The sequence below is a fragment of the Bradyrhizobium genosp. SA-4 str. CB756 genome (genome assembly GCF_000473125.1).
Lineage (GTDB): Bacteria > Pseudomonadota > Alphaproteobacteria > Rhizobiales > Xanthobacteraceae > Bradyrhizobium > Bradyrhizobium arachidis.
The window spans coordinates 1,761,287-1,780,864 of sequence record NZ_KI421499.1; the positions used below are offsets into that span (position 1 = coordinate 1,761,287).

A 19,578-nucleotide genomic window follows, 5' to 3' on the forward strand; every position below is an offset into this window, starting at 1 on the left:
TGTCTATGAGCGGCAGCCGTTGCACGTTCCGATACATGGTCACGTCGACGTTCGTGGCGGCATTCTCGCTGAGCCTGGGGGCTTGCGGCAGAGAACAGGCAACGAATGACACGCCGGTTCCGCGAATCGTGCGCACGTCGACTGTGGAAAAGCGCAAGGTCACAACACCCCTGACATTTACAGGGCGGATCGAGGCCGAAGATGAAGTGAATATTGCGTTCCGGATATCCGGGCGACTGCTGAGCAACGACGCCAAGATTGGCGACAGGGTCAAAGCCGGCCAAGTGCTGGCGCGATTGGAGTCACAGAACGAACTGAATGGACTGCGTCAGGCGCAGGCATCCCTCGCTGCGGCGCAGGGACAGTTGACGCAGGCGCGCAATCACTTCGACCGTCAGGAGACGCTCTTGGCGCAGGGATGGACAACGCGCGCCAATTTCGATGCTGCCACCCAGGCCCGGCAAACCGCGCAGTCGCAGGTCGACGCGGCTGAGGCGCAACTGAGTGCCGCACATGACCTCGTCGGTTTCACCGAACTGACGGCCGATGCGCCCGGCGTGATAACCGCCACCGGCCCGGGAGCCGGCGAAGTGGTCCAGGTCGGGCAGATGATTGCGAGGATCGCGCGACAAGACGGCCGCGATGCCGTCTTCGACGTTCCCTCTCAATTGGTCAGGTCGGCTTCCTCGGATCCGGAGGTCGAAGTCAGCCTAGCCGATGATCAGACAATAAAGGCGAGGGGGCGCGTTCGCGAGGTCGCCGCGCAGGCCAGCGCCGTGACGAGGACCTTCGAGGTCAGAGTCGGTCTGACCGATCCCCCGCCGGCGATGCGGCTGGGCGCGACGGTCGTCGGACGGGTGAACACGAGCGCCGGGCCGATGATCGATATTCCTTCTTCCGCCCTGACCAGGATGAACCAGCGCCCCGCCGTGTGGGTCGTCGATCCCGCCAACAACACTGTCTCAGTTCGCAATGTGGATGTGCTACGGTTCGACGAAGCTCAAGCGGTGATCTCGCAAGGACTAGACACCGGTGAAGTCATCGTCACCGCCGGCGTCCAGGCGCTTCACCCGGGTCAGACAGTCCGCGTTCTCGGATCAGGGCTATGAGCGGAATCAATCTTTCCGATTGGGCGCTGAAACACCGCTCGCTGGTCGTCTACATGATGATCATTGCGGTCATTGCCGGCGTACTGTCCTATTTCCGCTTGGGGCGCAACGAAGATCCAGCCTTCATTATCAAGACCATGGTCGTTCAGGCCGCCTGGCCCGGCGCATCCGTTGAGGAAACGGTGAAGCAGGTGACGGAGCGCCTCGAACGTCGACTGCAGGAGACGCCGCATCTCGACTTCCTGCGAAGTTTCACGAGGGCCGGCGTCTCGACCGTCTTCGTGAATCTGAAGGGCAGCGCAAACGCAAGAGAGGTTGCCGATACATGGTACCACGTGCGCAAGTCGATCGGCGACATGCGCCATACGCTGCCCGACGGCGTGATTGGACCGGGGTTCAATGACGAATTCGGCGATACGTTCGGGATCATTTACGGCTTCACCAGCGACGGCTTCAGCCAGCGTGAGTTGCGCGATCGGGTCGAGGAGATCCGCTCGAGGCTGCTTCTCGTGCCCGACGTGTCGAAGATCGAGCTGTTGGGCGAGCAGGATGAAGTGATCTTCGTCGAATTTTCTACCAAGGAGCTCGCGGCCCTCGGGGTTGATCGATCCGCCCTGATTGCAGCGCTCCAGTCGCAAAACATCGTGCGCCCGGCCGGAACGATACAGACAAGCTCGGAAACTATTTCCATTCGGGTGTCGGGAAGCTTCCAGTCGGAGCAGGACATCGCCAACATCAACTTCTCGGCCGGCGGCCGCATGTTGCGCTTGAGCGATATAGCCCGCGTACGGCGCGGTTACACCGACCCGCCCCACCCGATGTTTCGTGTCAACGGCCAGCCGGCAATAGGACTTGCAATCGCCATGCGGGATGGTGGCGACATCCTTGCGCTCGGCGCCAACCTCAGTAAGGCAATGGCCCGGATCAAGGCGGAACTTCCGATCGGAATTGAGCCCAGCTTGGTCGCGGACCAGCCCGTTGTTGTCGAGCACGCGATCCGGGAGTTCATGGTCTCGCTGATGCAGGCGATCGCCATCATCATGGTGGTGAGCTTCATCAGCCTCGGCGTACGACCAGGCCTGATCATCGCACTTGCGATACCGTTCACGCTGGCGATCGTGTTTCCGATCATGGCGCTACTCGGCATCGACATGCAGCGCATATCGCTTGGCGCACTGATCATTGCGCTCGCGTTGCTGGTCGACGACGCGATGACCACGACCGATGCGACGCTCAGCAAATTGGCGGAGGGCGCCAGCAAGGTCGAAGCGGCAACTTTCGCATACCGGACCCATGCGATGGCGATGCTCGCGGGCACGTTGGTGACGATCGCGGGTTTTATCCCGGTGGGGTTTGCGGCGAGCTCGGCCGGCGAATACACGTTCTCGCTGTTCGCCGTGGTCACGATCGCGCTGCTGGTATCGTGGTTCGTGGCGGTCATTTTTACGCCACTGCTCGGCGCTGCGATCCTAGTCCCGCCGCGGCAACGCGACTCCGCGGATCCGGGCAGGATTTTCCGGATGTACCGGAGCTTCCTGACATTCGCCATGCGCGGGAAATGGCTGACGATCGCGATCTCGGTGGCGCTGCTAGTAGCCGCGGTCCTTGCGATGCCGTTGATCCCGCGGCAGTTCTTTCCGTCGTCGGATCGTCCGGAATTGCTGGTAGACATCAGTTTGCCGCAGAACGGGTCAATCTATGCGAGCGAGGCGGCGGCGAAGCGTCTGGATGCAGCTCTTGGGGTGGATTCCGATGTCGCAAGATGGAGCACCTATGTTGGACGCGGCGCCATCCGCTTCTACTTGCCGCTCAATGTGCAACTACCGAATGACTTCTTCACCCAGAGCGTCGTGGTCGCCAAGGACGTCGCGGCCCGCGAACGGCTGCATGCCAAGCTTGAAAAGCTCCTGGCTCAGGAATTTCCCAAAGCGATTTCGTTCGTTTCTCCGCTCGAGCTTGGACCTCCGGTTGGATGGCCAGTACAGTTCCGCGTCAGCGGGCCTGACGTAGAACGGGTACGAGAGATTGCGCTCGATGTTGGACGGATCGTTGGTTCGAGTCTGGAGACCAAGCAGGTCAATTTCGACTGGATGGAGCCCGATCGACAGGTGCGCATCCGCATCGATCAGAGTGAAGCCCGCCTTCTCGGCCTCAGCTCGCAGGCGATCGCAACCGCGTTGAACGCGGTGATGACCGGCATACCGATAACCCAGGTTCGCGACGATATCTACCTGGTCAACGTGGTCGCGCGTGCGACCGACGCGCAGAGAGTTTCGCTCGACAGCCTGCGCAATCTGCAGGTGGCCTTGCCGAGCGGGCAAACCGTTCCTCTCAGCCAGTTTGCATCCTTCGAATATGATCAAGAATTTCCACTCATCTGGAGACGCGATCGCGTTCCGACCTTGACCGTCCAGGCGGCTATCGTCGGCAACACGTTGCCGGCAAGCGTGGTCACGTCGCTGTGGCCGGCGATCGAGAGCTTCAGAAAGACGCTTCCGCCGTCGTACGACGTGGTCGTGGGTGGCACGGTGGAAGAGAGCCAGAAGTCCCAGGCATCTGTGCTGGCCGTGGTTCCGGTGATGCTGTTCGTCATGTTCACTATCCTTATGGCGCAACTCCAGAGCTTTCCGAAACTTTTCATGGTCCTCAGCGTGGCGCCGCTTGGTCTGATCGGTGTCGTTGCCGCCTTGATGCTCTCAGGAAGGCCGCTCGGCTTCGTCGCCATTCTTGGTGTGCTGGCGCTTCTCGGCATGATCAGCAAGAACGTGGTCATTCTGATTGGTCAGATTGACGCCGAACGCGCCCTAGGGAAGACGCCCTGGGAAGCCGCGGTCGACGGCAGCGGCTCCCGATTTCGCCCGATCATGTTGACCGCTGTGTCAACTGTCCTTGGAATGATCCCTATCGCACCAACAGTCTTCTGGGGGCCAATGGCCTTCGCGATCATGGGTGGCTTGCTGGTTGGCACGGTTCTTACGCTCGTCTTCCTCCCGACGCTCTATATCACCTGGTTCGGCGCCTCGGAGTCGGCCAAAGGTCCCGCGCTGCGTAAGCCGCTAATACGCGGAGGGCAAAGCTCGGAAGGGGAATCTTCGCCTACGACGATGTAGCAAGCTCAAAGCCGCTCATCCCCCTTAAAGAAAGCCGCCGCTATCGCTCAACTTGTACGGCTTTTCGGCCTTCTTGGCGGCTCGACAGGGTGCGTCCGTCAAAGCCATCATCCACCCCCTCTGTTTTTGTTTTCCCCGAACAGTTGTTGGTATCTCCTCGGCTTCAAAAGCGCGCATACCAACACGGATACCAACAAAACGCGCGGCTGCTCGCGGACGATAGCGAACGTCTACGAAGGGAAAATCACCTATGTTTCAGCAATTTCTGTCACTGAAACGAAGTCTGGCGAAGGCTGGGAATAGTCGAATGGTGCCGGCTGAGGGGATTGAACCCCCGACCTTCGGTTTACAAAACCGCTGCTCTACCGCTGAGCTAAGCCGGCGACGCCGAGGAACCGGGGCGGGGCCCGGCATGGGCCGGAGCGTTCGCCCGCCCGCGCGTCGCATTACCAGACTTGCTCGGGAAGTGCCAGAACCCGCAACGCGCATCGCGGATGGGAAACAGGCGGCCTTTCGGCCGCCTGCTCTGTCGCGCGCGATTGAGACGCCTTACTGGCAGATGTGTTACTGGCAGATGTGCCGGCGGCCGTCCTCGCCCTTCACCCAGGTGCCGGGCCGGCAAACGATGCCGTTGCGGGCCGCGTAGGTATCCCAGTTGCCGTACCAGCCCATTTCGCCGCGATTGTAGTTGCCGTTATAGCCGCCCGAAGTGTCATAGGCATAGGAGTTGCCCCAGCCGCGGAACGGCGCCGAAGCTACGGCTGCAGCGGTGCCGACGGCGGCGCCCGCAACTGCGCCCGCGGTGTCGACTGGCCAGAAGCCGCTGTCATTGCGGTTCTGCTGCCGATAGGCCGTCCTCCGATATTGCCGCTCTTGGCGACTGGTGGCATAGGGGCTGCCGGCGCCCGCATTCAGGCAATTGGCGCTGGCGAACATGGATTCGCAGGCGGCGGGATTGGTGATGGATGATTGACCCATTGCAGGGCCTGCAAGTGTGGATGCGGCTATCGCGGCCGCGCCGATCAGTTTCAGGCTCGTCATGGCATTGGCTCCATGTTGGTTGCAACGGTTGCTAAGCGTGCCGGTGATGGGGTGGTTCCGCAGTTTCGTGTGGGTTGTGTCACATCGACGTGAACCCGCAGAGGATGTGCAGTTCGTGCCAGCATGCCGCATGGTCTCGGCGTTCGTCGTTGGGTCGGCCGGTGGATCGCCGTTAACGCTTCGCTAGCCCGCTTTGCAGCATTTGAGCGGCGCGCGATCCTTACACATTAGGCTTACCGGAATTTGGTGAGCTGGCCTTAACCCTCTCGGCGCAGCGATCGGATAGGTTGTGCTCCGGATAACCGGGGCCTCCTCATGCGCGCCATGGCGCTCGCCGCCTTTCTGATCGGACTGCCCGCGACGGCGTTGGCCGGCGGCGGCTTCGACATCGTCGTGCCCGGCCGTCCCGGCGTGCCGATCATCATCAACAATATCGACGCGTCCTACAGCGTCGTCGAAGGTGTCTGGGGCCTCGGCAAGAACGTCCAGGTGCAGCCGACGATCTATGGCGGCCGCTATATCGCCGAGCGGCAGCCCGACGACGTCGGCCATTATTATCCGACGCTGGGCCTGCGGCCGGGCTATGGCCGGCTCGAGGTCGAGCCGCCCGCGAACCGCAAATTGCCAAAACCCGCCGAGAGCTATCACCAGAGCTGGGGTGCATCGTCCGCGCCGCTGCCGGCGCAGATGGATGTGCCGGTCGATCCGCCGCCGGTGATCTACGCGCCCGAGTTCAACGACCGTCCGCGGCCTCATCGGCCGCGGCCGCGTGCAAACATTCCCGGCAGGCCGCCGGGTTAAGAAACGTCAAAATCCAAAAGACGGAATTCAACAGGAGAGAGTAATGCGTCAAATGATTTCGGGACTGGTCGCGGCGGCTGCCGTGATGTTCGTCGCGACCGCGCCCGCCGCGGCCTGCGGCTTCACCAGCTGCGCGCCGGTCGCACCGGTCTATTCCGGCTGCAACACCGGCTGCGGTGGTTATGGATACGGCTATGGCGCCTATGAGCGCCTCGTCGAGCCGACCACGCAGTACTATTACGTCAACCAGGGCCCGACCTATACCGGCCCGGGCGCCTTCGCGCCGTATCCGACCTATCGTGAGGACGCGGTCGTTGCGCCCGCCAATTACGGCTATGGCTATGGCTATCGCGCCGCCGCCTATCCCTATCACCGCCCGTACTACCGTCCGTATCGCTACGGCTACGGTCCGCGCTACGGCTACCTGCCGCGCACGCATTACGGCTATGCTCCGCGCTATGGCTACGCCCACCGTTACGCGCCGTACTACTACGGCGGCCATCGCGTGCTGCGCCGCTATTACTGATCTCTGATCGGTCGAGTTGACGAGGCGCCTGTCCGCGCGATGCGGGCAGGCGTTTTGTTTTTGCGCGTGAACCGTACAGCGTTGTGATGGCCCGCCTACGCCTGTCGGCTGCGGCGCGTCAGCCTTCGTTCACTTCGCTTTATGTTGAGCTGGGATGGCTTGCCTGGCCGAAGCTCGCGAAGCGAGCGAAGGCTGGTGGGGGAGGCAGGACTCGAACCTGCGAAGCCATGAGGCGGCTGATTTACAGTCAGCTCCCTTTGCCACTCGGGACACTCCCCCGCTCGACGGCAGCACAATCGGGCCGGACCTTGCCGGCGGACCGAAGACGGCCATGGAACGTGAAGGCCGCGACAGCCCGGATGGGGGCGCGACCGGGCGCGTTTATGGGCGAAGCGGTGGGGCAAAGTCAACCGAGACGAACAGCTAAAATCGTCTCCATTCGCACCCAAATTGCCATATTCCGGGACCCGTGACACAAGCGAGCCCATGAAGGATCGAAAATTTGCACCGAAAGGCCCGCGTGGCGGGGCTAAGCCCTTCAACCGGCCCGGAAAATCGGCCAGCCGCCCGTCCTGGCGCGACCGCGATTCGGGACCCGACGGGCCCGTCATCCTGTACGGCTGGCACACCGTCACCATGGCGCTGGCTAATCCGGCGCGGCGGATCCGTAAGCTGACGCTGACCGAGAACGCCGCCCGGCGGCTCGCGGAAGACAACATCGAGACCCGTGTTGCGCCCGAGATCGTCCGGCCCCAGGAGATCGACCGTCTGCTGTCGCCCGATGCCGTGCATCAGGGCCTGCTCGCGGAAGCCGATCCGCTGCCTTCGCCTGATATCGAGACCCTGAAGCAGGAAGGCATGGTGCTGGTGCTCGACCAGATCACCGATCCGCACAATGTGGGCGCCATCCTGCGCTCGGCCGCGGCCTTCGCGGTCAAGGCGATCGTCACCACCGCGCGCCACAGTCCGGAGGCGACCGGCGTGCTGGCGAAAGCCGCCTCGGGCGCGCTGGAGCTGGTTCCGATGGTGACGGTGCAAAACCTCGCCCGTGCGCTGACCGCGCTGAACGAACGCGGCTTCCAGACTGTCGGCCTCGACAGCGAGGGCACCGAGAACCTTTCGGACGTCGCACTGCGCGAGCCGCTTGCGCTGGTGCTGGGCGCCGAAGGCAAGGGCCTCAGGCAATTGACCCGCGAGACCTGCAGCGTGGTGGCGCGGCTCGACATGCCCGGCGAGATCAAGAGCCTCAACGTCTCGAATGCCGCGGTGCTCTCGCTCTATGTCGGCGCGAGCCGGCTCGGGCTGATGAAGTAGCGGCTGCCTCGATCGCTACTCCATCATCTCCCGCACCATCGGCACCACCTTCCGCCCATAGAGCTCGATGCTCTTCATCAGCTTCTCGTGCGGCAATGGCCCCGCGGAATATTTCAGCTGGAAGCGCGAGATACGAAGCGCCTTGGCAGTCTTCGCGATCTTGCGCGCCACCGTCTCCGGTGAGCCGACATAGAGCGAGCCGTGCTCGGCCTCGCTGACGAACTCGTCGCGGCCCATTGGCGGCCAGCCGCGCTCCTTGCCGATGCGGTCGCGCATCGCCTTGTAGTCGGGCCACAGCTCCTCGCGCGCCTGCGCGTCGGTTTCGGCGACGTAGCCGGGCGAGTGCACCCCGATCGGCTGCGCGGGGCGGCCGAACTCCTTGAAGGCGCGGTGATAGAGATCGACGTAAGGCGCAAAGCGCGCGGGATCGCCGCCGATGATGGCGAGCATCAAGGGCAGGTCGTAATGGGCGGCGCGCACCACCGATTCCGGGCTGCCGCCGACGCCGATCCAGGTCTTGAGCCGGCCGTTCTGGACCGGCGGATAGACCAGCTGATCCTTCAGCGGCGGACGCAGCTTGCCCTGCCAGGTCACCGGCTGCTGCGGCAGCAGCGCGGCGAACAGGTCGAGCTTCTCCTCGAACAGCTCCTCGTATTTGCGTAAGTCGAAGCCGAACAGCGGGAAGGATTCGGTGAACGAGCCGCGCCCGAGGATCACCTCGGCGCGTCCGTTCGAGAGCGCATCCAGCGTCGCAAAGCGCTGGAACACGCGGATCGGATCGTCCGAGCTCAGCACCGTCACGGCCGAGCCGAGATGGATGCGCTTCGTGCGCGATGCGATCGCAGCCAGCACGGTCTCGGGCGAGGAGATCGCAAAATCTGAGCGGTGATGCTCGCCGAGCCCAATGAAATCGAGGCCGAGCTCGTCCGCCAGCACCGCTTCGTCGACGACGTTGCGGATCACCTGTGCATGCGCAAGCGTGGCGCCGGAGGCGTCCCTGGTGACGTCGCCAAAAGTATCCAGTCCGAATTCGAGCGGTGCGGTCATCGATGAGGTCTCTATGGGCGCAGCTTGCGCGTGTCACGGTGGAAGGGATTGTTTGGGGTGGAGCTAGGCCGCGGCGGCCCGTGCGACAATGTTGCCGCGAGAAACGCACCGTTTCCTCTTTGGAGCGCATTGGGCCCCGCGCGCGTGCTCAGCCGGACTCGGCGAACATCTCGACGAGGGTCTCGCGCAGCCAGCGCTGGGCCGGCACCGTGTCGTTGCGCTGGTGCCAGAACAGGCTGACGATGCGCGGCGGCGCCTTGAGCGGAAGCGGCATGGCATGCAGGAATGGCGCATGGCGGGATTGCGAGCGCAGGTCGCTCGGCAGCACGGCGATCAGGTCGGACTGGCGTACGACCTCGTAGGCGGCGCTGTAGTGATTGACGGTCGCGACCAGGTTGCGCGACAGGCCGCGCGAGGCGAGGAAGAGGTCGTAGGACGGCATGGTCTTGCCCGCGAGGCTCACGTCGACATGGCCCGCGTTCAGGAAGGTCCGCGTGCTCAGCCGTTTCTGGGCGGCGAGCGGATGACCGCGCCGCATGAAGCAGGCATACTCGACGGTCCATAGCAAGCGCGAGCGAATGGCGGCCGGTTGCTGCGCCTCGTTGACATAGACGCTGAGCACGCAATCGACCCTGTTGTCCTCGAGCTGGTCGGCGATTTCGATGACGGTATTGGGCACGGTGTGGACGCGCGACTTCGGCGCAATCTTGCCGAGATGGCCGAGCAGGTTCGGCATCACCAGCGAAGACACGTAGTCCGACATCGACAGGCTGAATTCGGTCTGCGCACGTGCGGGATCGAACACCTGCTCGTCAAGCGCGCCGCGCACGCTTTCCAGCGCCTCGCCGATCGGCTCCCACAGCACCACGGCGCGCTGGGTCGGGCGGATGCCGGTGCCGGATCTCACGAACAGGGGATCGCCGAGTGCGTCCCGCAGCCGCGCCAGCGCGTTGCTCACCGCCGGCTGGGTCATTCGCAGCGCATTCGCCGCGCGCGTGACGCTGCCCTCTGTCATCAGCGCCTCGAAGACTTTCAGGAGATTGAGGTCGAGTGCGCGGAACGACACGAACATTCACCACAGTGATATATCAGATCATGATTATAAATTATGACGATAATATTGCTTTGTCTATGGTTCGCACCCGAGCGGCGCGCCGGGCCCGTGACAATCGAGGGGGACTTTCATGTCGATGATATCGGCGCGCATTGAGCGCCTTCCGTTCGCACGCTTCCACACGCATCTGCTGCTGATGGGCGGGCTCGGCTACATGTTCGACGCGATGGACGCGGCGGTGCTGGCTTTCATCCTGCCGGTGCTGCGCACGGCCTGGAATCTGTCGAGCGTCCAGATCGGCGTGCTCGGCAGCAGCACCTATATCGGTTTCCTGTTCGGCGCGTTGCTGGCGGGCACGTTGGGCGACCTGATCGGCCGGCGCGCGGTGATGATGTCTGCGCTGGCGCTGTATTGCGCGGCCTCCATCGTCAGCGCGGCGGTCGACACATGGCCTTCCTTCTTCGCCGCCCGTGTCGTGGCGGGCATGGGCACCGGCGCGGAAAGCGCGATCATCGCGCCTTATCTCGCGGAATTCGTGGCGCGGCGTTACCGCGGCAGCTTCACCGGGGCTCTGGCCGGCTTCTTCTCCTTCGGCTTCGTTGCCGCGGCCTTGCTCGGCTACTTCATCGTGCCGACCTCCGACAACGGCTGGCGTATCGTGCTGGTGATCACCGCAGTCCCGGTCGTCATGCTGCTGTGGTGGCGCCGGTCGCTGCCGGAATCGCCGCGCTGGCTCGAAAGCCGGGGCAGGGGCAAGGAAGCCGAAGCCTTGCTGGACAGGATCGAGGCGGGCTTTGCGCGCGAGGGTCATGTCCTGCCGCAGCCGGTCGTCGAAGCAACAGTGCCGGCCGCCGGCGGGACGCTGCTCGCCAATTTCGCCGCGCTGCTCGCTGGCCGGCAGGCGCGCATCACCATCATGACCTGGATCATGTGGCTTGCGATCACCTTCAGCTACTATTCCTTCTTCGTCTGGATCCCCGGCCTCTTGGTCCAGAACGGTATGAGCATCACCAAGAGCTTTGCCTATTCGATCGCGATCTATTGCGCGCAGATCCCCGGCTATTTCAGCGCCGCGTATTTCAACGAGCGCATCGGCCGGCAGGCGACGATTGCGTCCTACATGCTGCTCGGCGGCGTCAGTGCGCTTGGGCTCGCCTTCGCGCAGAGCGACCAGCAGATCATGGCGGCGGGAATCTTCCTGTCGCTGTTCATGAACGGCACCTATGCGGGCGTCTATGCCTACACCGCCGAGGTGTTCCCGACGCCGGTCAGGACCACGGGCGCAGGCCTTGCGTCGGCGATCGGCCGTATCGGCGCGATCGTCTCGCCGATACTGGTCGGATATCTCTATCCGAACTTCGGCTTTGGCGGCGTGTTCGGCGTCACCACCACCGTGCTGCTGCTCGGAGCTGTCACCGTCGTGCTGATGGGCGTGCCGACGCGCGGCCGCTCGCTGGAAGAGATCGCGGCGGGTGAGGTGGCATGACGCGGACGAAATCCAAGGCCGATCCGCTCCTCTGCGCCGTCGCGGCGGCGCAGGGCAGGGCGGACCAGCCGGATGCGCTGTTCGCGGCGCTAGACCAGGCCGTGAAGTCGGCGATCGGGCACAAGCTGTTCACGATCCTGACTTATGATGGCAACAGCGGCGAAGCGGCGCGGCTCTATTCCAATCTCCCCGGACCCTACCCGACCGGCGGGCGCAAGCGCCTCGCGCCGGGGCCGTGGACCGAAGCCGTGCTCGACCGCGGCGAGGCCTATATCGGCCGCACGCGGGATGATCTGCGCAGCGTCTTCTCCGATCACGAGCTGATCGCTTCGCTCGGCTGCGAGAGTGTGCTCAACATGCCCGTGCGCTGGCGCGGGCGCACGCTCGGCTCGCTGAATCTGCTTCACGAGGCGCGCTGGTACGGCGAAGATGATGTCGCCGCGTGCCTTCCCTTTGCCCAGCTCACCTTGCCGGCGCTGCTTCCGCCGGCCGATCTCTGACAGGACTGTCGCGATGCCAAGCATCCTCTTCAAGAACGCCGCACTGCTCGATCCGCTTCAGCCGGACTTGCTGGAGGGGCACCATGTGCTGGTCGAAGACAGCCTGATCAAGGAGGTCTCGGACCGCCCGATCCAGGCCGCTGCGGATCGCAAAATCGATCTGAAGGGCAAGACGCTGATGCCCGGCCTGATCGATCTTCACGTGCATGCCATCGCCGTCGAGCTCAACCTGGCGCAGCAGGTGCACATGCCCAACGTCCTGGTGACGCTGCGCTCGACCCTGCTGCTGCGCGGGATGCTGCGGCGAGGCTTCACCACCGTCCGCGATGCCGGCGGCGCCGGCCATGCGCTGAAGCAGGCGATCGACACCGGCCTGACTGATGGCCCCCGCCTGTTCGTCTCCGGCCGCGCACTCAGCCAGACCGGCGGCCACGGCGACATGCGGGCGCGCTCGGATCATCTGGCGAGCGACGCGCCGTGTCCGTGCTGCGTGCGCGTCGGCGCGCTGGCGCGCGTCGCCGACGGCGTCGACGGCGTGCGCAGGGCGGCGCGCGAAGAACTGCAGATGGGGGCCGACCAGATCAAGATCATGGCCTCCGGCGGCGTGGCGTCGCCGACCGACCCGGTGGGTGCCTTCGGCTACTCCGAGGACGAGATCCGCGCCATCGTCGAGGAAGCGCGGGGCCGGCAGACCTACGTGCTCGCGCATGCCTATACCGCTGCCGCCATCGAACGCGCGGTTCGCTGCGGCGTCCGCACCATCGAGCACGGCAATCTGGTCGATCCTCCGACCGCCCGCCTGATGGCCGAGAAGGGCGCCTATGTGGTGCCGACCCTCGTCACCTACGAGGCGCTGGCCAACGAAGGCGCCCAATACGGCCTGCCACCGGAGAGCGTGGCCAAGATCGCCGATGTTCGCGACGCCGGCCTGCGCTCGCTCGCGATCTATCGCGACGCCGGCGTGAAGATGGGGTTCGGCAGCGATCTGCTCGGACCGTCCCAGCGCCTGCAGAGCGATGAGTTTCGCATTCGTGCCGAGATCCTCGGCCCGCGCGCCGTCATTGCCAGCGCGACATTGATCGGCGCCGAGGTGCTCGGCATGGAGGGCAAGCTCGGCTGCATCGCGCCCGAAGCCATCGCGGACCTGCTGGTGGTCGACGGCAATCCGCTGCGCGATGTCGCCTGCCTGCTCGGCCAGGGCGAGCACATCCCAATGGTGATGAAGGCGGGCAAGGTCCAGTTCGACAGGCTGAACGCCTAGAGCGTTTTCAAGCGAAGTGGATACCGGTTCGCGTAAAGAAAACGCGTCAAAAAAGCGTAACTACCGCCACATCCCGCGCATCTTCGCCCCGATGTCGATCTTCGGTCCCTGCGCCGCGGTGCGGGCTGCGCCTGCGGCGGCCTTCGGCCAGGCGGTGCGCTCGAACAGATAGACCAGCTGCTCCGGGATGAAGCGGGTGCGCGAGGCATAGACGTGGCGGTCGCCCTTGGCTTGCTGGCCGTGAGTGAAGAAGCGCTGCGGCACCACGAGGTGCAAATCGTCCTTGGCACGCGTCATCGCGACATAGAGCAGGCGGCGCTCCTCCTCGATCTCGGCGCTGGTGCCCGCGCCGAGATCGGAGGGCATGCAGCCGTCGACGACGTTGAGCACGAACACCGACTTCCACTCCTGGCCCTTGGCCGAATGGATGGTGGAGAGGATCAGATAATCCTCGTCGCGGAGCGGCGGACCTGATTTGTCGCTGGTCGCATCCGGCGGATCGAGCGTCAGCTCGGTCAGGAATTTCTCGCGTGAAGCATAGCCGCTCGCGATCTGCTCGAGCTGCATCAGGTCGGCGCGGCGGGTCTCGGAATCCTCGTGGATGCGGTCGAGATGCGGCTCGTACCAGAGCCGCACGCGCTCGAGATCGGCCGGCCATTCCGAATAGCGCAGATTCTGGGTCGTGCGGACGAAGTCGGTCCAGTCCGCGCCCGTGCGCGCCGGCACCGGAAGCTGGCTGAGTGTGTGCAGCGGGTCGGTGCTCTCCGCCATCTGGTCGAGCACGCGCTGCGCGGTCGCAGGCCCGATGCCCGGCAAGAGGTGCAGGATGCGGAAGCCGGCGACGCGGTCGCGAGGATTTTCGGCAAAGCGCAGCAAGGCCAGCACGTCCTTGACGTGCGCGGCGTCGAGGAATTTCAGCCCGCCGAACTTCACGAACGGGATGTTGCGGCGGGTGAGCTCGATTTCCAGCGGGCCCGAATGCGAGGAGGTCCGGAACAGCACCGCCTGGTGCTTGAGCAGCGCGCCTTGCTCGCGATTGGCCAGCACCTGTTCGACGATGTAGCGGGCCTGGTCGGCCTCGTCGTGAACCGTGACGAGCTGCGGCTTCTGCCCGGCGCTGCGGTCGGTCCAGAGATTCTTGGTGAAGCGTTCGCGCGCCAGACCAATGACGCCGTTGGCCGCCGCCAGCACGGCTTGCGTCGAGCGATAATTGCGGTCGAGCGTGATCATCTCCGCGCGGGGCGAGAAGCTCTGCGGAAACTCCAGGATGTTGCGCACGGTCGCGGCGCGGAACGAGTAGATCGACTGCGCGTCGTCGCCGACCACGGTGAGCCCGCGCCCGTCGGGCTTGAGCGCCAGGAGGATCGAGGATTGCAGGCGGTTGGTGTCCTGATATTCGTCGACCAGGACGTGATCGAAGCGGCCGCCGATCTCCTCGGCGATCAGCGCATCGCCCATCATCTGCGACCAGTAGAGCAGGAGGTCGTCGTAATCGAGCACGTGCTGGGCCTGCTTGGCCTCGACGTAAGCGGCGAACAGGCCCTTCAGCTCCGCGGCCCAGCCGGCGCACCAGGGATAATGCTGCCCCAGCACCTTCTCGATCTCCATTTCGGCATTGACGCAGCGCGAGTAGATCGACAGGCAGGTGCCCTTGGCCGGAAAACGGCTCTCGGTCTTCGACAGGCCGCGCTCGTGCCGCACCAGGTTCATCAGGTCGGCGGAATCCTCGCGGTCGTGGATGGTGAAGGCGGGATCGACGCCGATCCGCTCGGCATATTCGCGCAAGAGCCGCGCGCCGATGCCGTGAAACGTACCGGCCCAGGTCAGGGCATCGCGCATGATCGCGGCGTTGTTCTCGCCCAGCACCTTGCGCGCGATGCGCTCGACCCGGCCGGCCATCTCGGCCGCGGCGCGGCGCGAGAACGTCATCAGGAGGATGCGGCGCGGATCGGCGCCTGCGACGATCAGATGCGCGACACGATGGGCCAGCGTGTTGGTCTTGCCGGAGCCCGCGCCGGCGATGACGAGCAGGGGGGCGCCCACGGTCGCGCCGTCGGCCACGCCATGCTCGACGGCGCGGCGCTGCTCCGCATTGAGCGTGTCCAGATATGTCGCCACGAATCGCCCCGGTGAAAGGCGACAGAGTCGGCGATCCCAACGCGAATCGCAATGCGGCTGGACGGAACCGGTGTTAAGTCCTAGGGACAACGCAGCCGAAGGTTCCAGCCCCAAAAGCACGCACCGGCATGACCGAGCTCAAGCCCGACCAGTTCGAGATGCGGCGGCTGGAATCGCTCAGCAATACCATCTTCGGCGTCGCCATGACGCTGCTCGCTTATGACCTGCCCAGGGCCGCGGTGTTCACCAGCGCGCCCGGCTGGAGCGATCTCGCCCAGACCTATTCCGGCAAGCTCGCGGGCTTTGCGCTCAGCTTCATCATCGCCGGCCTGTTCTGGATCAGCCATCACCGCCGGCTGGCGCGCCAGGCGGTCGGCACCCGCGGGGCGGTGATCCTCAATCTGTTCTTCCTGCTCTCGATCGTGCTGTTGCCGGTGACCAACGGCCTCTACACCAATTACGCCATGAGCAGCGCGGTGGCGGTGCTCTACGGCCTGCATCTGACCGCGATCGCCGGCCTCAATGCCTGGCTGTGGTGGACGATCCTGGGCGGCTGGCGGCGTGAAACGATGGCCTCGCTGTTTCCGCTGCTCGTGTTCATTCCGGGCACGATCGTGGCGGCGTTCGCGCCGCACATCGCACCCTTCCTCTGGTTCATCGCTTTCGGCGGGATTTTGATCCGGCGCTTCTATGCCGCGCCGGCGGACCAGGCTTCGTAAGGCGCGCGCCGGTCACCCCGGCGTCGCGCCGAACCCGTCGGCCGGGACGTAAAGCATGACGGGGCGGATTTCGTAGACCGCGGTCGGATTGACCTCACGTAGCTTCCGCGCCGCCGCGACGGCCTCGTCATCCCCGGCGCAGTTGACGAGGTGGAAGCCCAGGAGCTGCTCCTTGGTCTCGGCAAACGGGCCGTCCAGCACCATGCCGGCGCCGGGGCCGCGCAAGGTGCGGGCCTTTCGGGTCTCGTCGAGGCGCGCGGCCGGACCAAGCAGTCCGCTGGCCCTCATGGGTTCCTGCACCGCGATGACCTTGGCCACGACCGCAGCGTCCTGCTCCGGCGACCAGGACAGGACCTCGTCTTCCACATGGTAGGCCAGGATGGCGTAAAGCATCGTCACCTCGTTGATTTCTACTGCGCGCGCCTAAAGGACGTATCACCACAGCGTGCGCCGACAATGGCGCTGGGGAAAATATTGCACCACGGGGCCGGCGACGAAACCGTCCGGAAACCCGATTGCCGCTCGGAGGTGTGAACGCCGCTCGGAACCGGCGCGACTGATGGCCACCAAGAACACTTCGGAGGCGGCCATGTCGACCATCAAGATCATCTGCGACGCGCGCCGGGCGGGGAAGGCCGAGCCGGCGGATCTGCACGACCAGAGCGGCCATCACCGCTATTACGGCAGCTCCGCCGAGAACGGCGGCGAGCGCATCGTCGAAAGCCGCCGCGGCAAGCAGCCGCGCACCCTGAACGTCTGCGGCTTCTAAGCCCGACGCCCCGACTGGCGCGCGCCAATGAACCTCTTGCAGATATCGATCGCCGCAATACCGTTCCTGCTCTCGCTCGCGAGCCGGACCAGCAAGGCGATCGCCCCGTGCCTGCTCGCGGGCGTATTCACCGTGCTGCTCGGCGACGAGCCGCACCGGGCGGTGATGGCCTGGTGCGTCGGCATCCTGATCGCCGCCGTGGCGGTGCGCGAGCGGCTCCGCGCCATCTGAGCCGGCCCTGCCGAGGCAAAGACTCAAAAGAAAAGGCGCGGCGGGGAAGCCCCGTCGCGCCCGATTTCTTGCTCGCTGGTCCAGGGCTGAGAGCGCCCCGATGCCAAGCCTTAGAGCTTAGCGGGCGATCCCAGCGAGGTGACAGCGCTTGAGATAAGACACTGGATCACCTCCTTTCGTTGGTTTCGGGACCCTCAATATAGGGTGAAACCGCTTTGTCGTTAAGGGGCAGGGCCAGGAGAGGGGAACAAGCCCGGTCGAGAGGCGGGAAAGACCGGCCAGCGGCAGTTGAGACCGCCAACCGGCCGTGTTAGGTGATCGACCGATGCGGGTGTAGCTCAATGGTAGAGCAGCAGCCTTCCAAGCTGAATACGAGGGTTCGATTCCCTTCACCCGCTCCAATGTTTTCAAGTACTTATCGGACATATTAATTTCCATTCCGACAAGACCGCGGAATCCATTCCGACAAATGTTCACTTTCTGGCCGCTTGCTTGCGCCGCCTGATGCGCTTGATCTGCGCGTCCTGCTTTGCCTCGTCGTCGTGATGGAGGTAGTGCGCCATCGCCTTGGTCGATGACCATTGTCCCTTCTGCATCAGCTGCGTTTCTGTGAGGCCGGACGTGCTCGCCTCGGTGGTCCCGCCATGCCTGCCAAACGACGTGAAAGTCAGCTCAGGACGCAAACCCGCGGCCAGAATGATCTTCTTCGAAATACGTTCGACTTGAGTCAGCATCTCGCCCTTGCCGCTCCAGGGTAAACTACTGCCATCTCGGCGCAGCATGAGGCCGCCCGTCGGCCGCAATGCTTTCATGGCGTCGAGCTCTGCCATCAGCAGGGGATAGAGCGGCTTACCCTTCCTGTCGAAGAGCGGCTCCCACGAGCCCGTGCTCGTCTTGTAGTTGATGACATAGACATGGTTCGGGCGGCTATCAGGCCGGTAGTGCTCCGCCATAAACCGGATGAAGATATGGGCCTTACGCTGCAGCCATTCCCAGCCGATCAGGACACCCGTTGCTAATGACGGATAGCCCAACTCGATCGCTTTTGCACGGAACGCCGCTAACTCTTCAAAATTGGCATGCGGTGTTTCGCGCGAGGTGGATTGCAGGCCCATTTTCTCAAATGGGTTCTTCGGCGGAAACAGATGAGGGTGCGCCCGTGAGATCGTGTTCCACGCACCGCGGGCGGTCTTCATCGCGTGGTTCACGGTCGTCCGGCGTTCGATCTTCTCACCGTCGACATTCTTGTAGAGCAGTTTCTCGAACAAATCGTCAGCAAATGCCGTATCGATGCTCGAGACGCGCAACGCGCCAAGTCGCCTCCCGTCCTTCAACAGGTATTCGCAGATCATTTTAATGCCGGTCTCATGCACGCGGCATTGACCGGGGCTCAAAGGCTGCAAACGCTTTGCCGTCTTCTGTTTCCATGTTCGACGATACTCGTGAAACATCCAATCCAGCGTTCCGATCACCACTCCAATGCCCACGGGATTCGCATCATCGCCCCCCGTTAGCCAGCTGTCGAACGCAGGCAGCAAGATCTTCTCGGCGCGCTGCACGGCCAGATCGTAATCGGCGCCGAGCGGTTCGTTCTTGACCGGACAACCTTTTTTACGCGCCCACGTTGGCACGTCGAAAAAATACGCAAATGTACCTTTCCGAAGGCGTTTGCGCCTTGTGTAGCGAGGCAGCGGCAGCGCCGAACGTCCCACCCTCATCACAGCAAACTCCTAGACACCTCCGGATCGTCCTTAGGATCTATTGGAGTCGATCTTTCTCCCTGTATCAACACACAAATCCGTCCGTCAGGCCAAATTTCGACACGCGCGACTTTCGCACCACTGTCGAGAATACCTCTAACAGCGCGCTTAATGTCTGCTTCAGTGAATCGGACTCGCGACATCCAAGCCGGCACGGTACGGGAGCGAAGCGGCAATTGGTAATTCATTCAATCATGGGCCGTAGTCATCGCTCCACTGAAAATAGAGAAAGCTTGGAGCATGGTGGAGCATCTGAAGGGATCTAGATTTGAAGTAAGGAAGAGCGATCACAGGAGAGGTTAGTGATCATATTTCGTTGAGATAGTAAAAGCGGTGAAGTGAACTTGGACGTAGTCGCTATTGTACGCGGAAACTAGCTTAAACTTCCCCCTGATGGATTGGACCGAGAGTTCAAGTTTATCAGGTGGTTAGAAGGCGGCGTATGCACGACATGCATCGGGAGATCCAGAAAAATCCTGCGCAGGCCAATGTGAGCACAAGCGGCGCCAGGAACAGGACGGAACCGTGCCGCCGCCTCGAGAAGATGAACGTCTCCGCGGCGCTCATGCCGAACTGCGCGTTGAGCAATTGCCACGTCTGAACCAAGACGTGGTCAGTGAGCATGCAGCGATCGATGCTGAGTAGTATCGACTTGGCGAGTTCATTGTTGCGATAGCGCTTGCAGGCGGCGACAAACCATACTGAGCTGTCAACGAACGTGCTCACGTCTTC

The 19,578-nt window shown here is 63.6% G+C and carries 18 protein-coding genes and 3 tRNA genes; 12 read left to right on the forward strand and 9 right to left on the reverse strand.

Going from position 1 to position 19,578, the window contains the following annotated elements:
• Positions 1 to 5 precede the first annotated feature (5 nt).
• Positions 6 to 1,109, forward strand: a complete 1,104-nt coding sequence (locus BRAGE_RS0108620; RefSeq protein WP_092213836.1) for an efflux RND transporter periplasmic adaptor subunit — start codon at positions 6 to 8, stop codon at positions 1,107 to 1,109.
• Complete coding sequence (locus BRAGE_RS48010; protein ID WP_084334446.1) at positions 1,106 to 4,219, forward strand: efflux RND transporter permease subunit; 3,114 nt, start codon at positions 1,106 to 1,108, stop codon at positions 4,217 to 4,219. The genes BRAGE_RS0108620 and BRAGE_RS48010 overlap by 4 nt, the downstream gene beginning before the upstream one ends.
• Positions 4,220 to 4,527: 308 nt before the next feature.
• On the opposite strand, the gene BRAGE_RS0108630 is transcribed toward BRAGE_RS48010, so the two are convergent.
• Positions 4,528 to 4,602: transfer RNA gene (locus BRAGE_RS0108630), tRNA-Thr, on the reverse strand.
• 181 nt (positions 4,603 to 4,783) lie between these two features.
• Complete coding sequence (locus tag BRAGE_RS0108635) at positions 4,784 to 5,260, reverse strand: hypothetical protein (RefSeq protein WP_027560001.1); 477 nt, start codon at positions 5,258 to 5,260, stop codon at positions 4,784 to 4,786.
• A 315-nt stretch (positions 5,261 to 5,575) separates the two neighbouring features.
• On the opposite strand from BRAGE_RS0108635, the gene BRAGE_RS0108640 reads away from it, so the two are divergent.
• Together BRAGE_RS0108640 and BRAGE_RS0108645 are read left to right on the forward strand one after the other, a co-directional pair.
• Complete coding sequence (locus tag BRAGE_RS0108640) at positions 5,576 to 6,061, forward strand: hypothetical protein (protein ID WP_027560000.1); 486 nt, start codon at positions 5,576 to 5,578, stop codon at positions 6,059 to 6,061.
• A gap of 43 nt (positions 6,062 to 6,104) precedes the next feature.
• A complete protein-coding gene (locus tag BRAGE_RS0108645; RefSeq protein ID WP_027559999.1) occupies positions 6,105 to 6,587 on the forward strand; it encodes a hypothetical protein in 483 nt (160 codons plus the stop codon).
• 193 nt (positions 6,588 to 6,780) lie between these two features.
• Here the strand turns inward: BRAGE_RS0108645 and BRAGE_RS0108650 are convergent.
• Positions 6,781 to 6,866, reverse strand: a tRNA-Tyr gene (locus BRAGE_RS0108650).
• A gap of 207 nt (positions 6,867 to 7,073) precedes the next feature.
• Between BRAGE_RS0108650 and rlmB the strand changes: the two genes are divergently transcribed.
• Positions 7,074 to 7,901, forward strand: coding sequence for a 23S rRNA (guanosine(2251)-2'-O)-methyltransferase RlmB (rlmB, locus tag BRAGE_RS0108655; protein ID WP_027559998.1), 828 nt, complete (start codon positions 7,074 to 7,076; stop codon positions 7,899 to 7,901).
• Between the two features lie 15 nt (positions 7,902 to 7,916).
• Here rlmB and BRAGE_RS0108660 read toward each other — a convergent pair whose 3' ends face one another.
• Together BRAGE_RS0108660 and BRAGE_RS0108665 are read right to left on the reverse strand one after the other, a co-directional pair.
• On the reverse strand, positions 7,917 to 8,948 hold the full coding sequence (locus tag BRAGE_RS0108660) for an LLM class flavin-dependent oxidoreductase (RefSeq protein WP_027559997.1): 1,032 nt from the start codon (positions 8,946 to 8,948) through the stop codon (positions 7,917 to 7,919).
• Between the two features lie 148 nt (positions 8,949 to 9,096).
• Entirely contained in the window at positions 9,097 to 10,020 is a 924-nt protein-coding gene (locus BRAGE_RS0108665) for a LysR family transcriptional regulator (protein WP_027559996.1), read from the reverse strand.
• Between the two features lie 112 nt (positions 10,021 to 10,132).
• Here BRAGE_RS0108665 and BRAGE_RS0108670 point away from each other — a divergent pair, with 112 nt between their 5' ends.
• The 3 genes from BRAGE_RS0108670 to BRAGE_RS0108680 are packed head-to-tail and all read left to right on the forward strand — an operon-like array spanning position 10,133 to position 13,249.
• Entirely contained in the window at positions 10,133 to 11,488 is a 1,356-nt protein-coding gene (locus BRAGE_RS0108670) for an MFS transporter (protein ID WP_027559995.1), read from the forward strand.
• Entirely contained in the window at positions 11,485 to 11,988 is a 504-nt protein-coding gene (locus BRAGE_RS0108675; protein ID WP_027559994.1) for a GAF domain-containing protein, read from the forward strand. Before BRAGE_RS0108670 ends, BRAGE_RS0108675 begins: the two co-directional genes overlap by 4 nt.
• Positions 11,989 to 12,001: 13 nt before the next feature.
• A complete protein-coding gene (locus tag BRAGE_RS0108680) occupies positions 12,002 to 13,249 on the forward strand; it encodes a metal-dependent hydrolase family protein (protein WP_027559993.1) in 1,248 nt (415 codons plus the stop codon).
• Between the two features lie 60 nt (positions 13,250 to 13,309).
• Here the strand turns inward: BRAGE_RS0108680 and BRAGE_RS0108685 are convergent, their stop codons facing one another.
• Entirely contained in the window at positions 13,310 to 15,367 is a 2,058-nt protein-coding gene (locus BRAGE_RS0108685) for an ATP-dependent helicase (protein ID WP_027559992.1), read from the reverse strand.
• Positions 15,368 to 15,495: 128 nt separating this feature from the next.
• On the opposite strand from BRAGE_RS0108685, the gene BRAGE_RS0108690 reads away from it, so the two are divergent.
• A complete protein-coding gene (locus tag BRAGE_RS0108690; protein WP_027559991.1) occupies positions 15,496 to 16,086 on the forward strand; it encodes a TMEM175 family protein in 591 nt (196 codons plus the stop codon).
• Positions 16,087 to 16,098: 12 nt separating this feature from the next.
• Here BRAGE_RS0108690 and BRAGE_RS0108695 read toward each other — a convergent pair whose 3' ends face one another.
• Positions 16,099 to 16,479 (reverse strand): YciI family protein, encoded by a 381-nt coding sequence (locus BRAGE_RS0108695; protein WP_027559990.1) that lies wholly within the window; start codon positions 16,477 to 16,479, stop codon positions 16,099 to 16,101.
• Between the two features lie 196 nt (positions 16,480 to 16,675).
• On the opposite strand from BRAGE_RS0108695, the gene BRAGE_RS0108700 reads away from it, so the two are divergent.
• The 3 genes from BRAGE_RS0108700 to BRAGE_RS0108710 all read left to right on the forward strand — a co-directional run bounded on the left by BRAGE_RS0108700 (position 16,676) and on the right by BRAGE_RS0108710 (position 17,487).
• On the forward strand, positions 16,676 to 16,855 hold the full coding sequence (locus BRAGE_RS0108700; RefSeq protein ID WP_027559989.1) for a hypothetical protein: 180 nt from the start codon (positions 16,676 to 16,678) through the stop codon (positions 16,853 to 16,855).
• Between the two features lie 27 nt (positions 16,856 to 16,882).
• Positions 16,883 to 17,086, forward strand: coding sequence for a hypothetical protein (locus BRAGE_RS0108705; RefSeq protein ID WP_027559988.1), 204 nt, complete (start codon positions 16,883 to 16,885; stop codon positions 17,084 to 17,086).
• 327 nt (positions 17,087 to 17,413) lie between these two features.
• A tRNA-Gly gene (locus tag BRAGE_RS0108710) sits at positions 17,414 to 17,487 on the forward strand.
• A 72-nt stretch (positions 17,488 to 17,559) separates the two neighbouring features.
• On the opposite strand, the gene BRAGE_RS48015 is transcribed toward BRAGE_RS0108710, so the two are convergent.
• The gene (locus BRAGE_RS48015) at positions 17,560 to 18,804 is read right to left on the reverse strand and encodes a hypothetical protein (protein ID WP_027559987.1); all 1,245 of its coding nucleotides are present in this window, start codon (positions 18,802 to 18,804) and stop codon (positions 17,560 to 17,562) included.
• Positions 18,805 to 19,266: 462 nt separating this feature from the next.
• Positions 19,267 to 19,572 (reverse strand): hypothetical protein, encoded by a 306-nt coding sequence (locus tag BRAGE_RS0108720; RefSeq protein WP_027559986.1) that lies wholly within the window; start codon positions 19,570 to 19,572, stop codon positions 19,267 to 19,269.
• Positions 19,573 to 19,578: the final 6 nt, after the last annotated feature.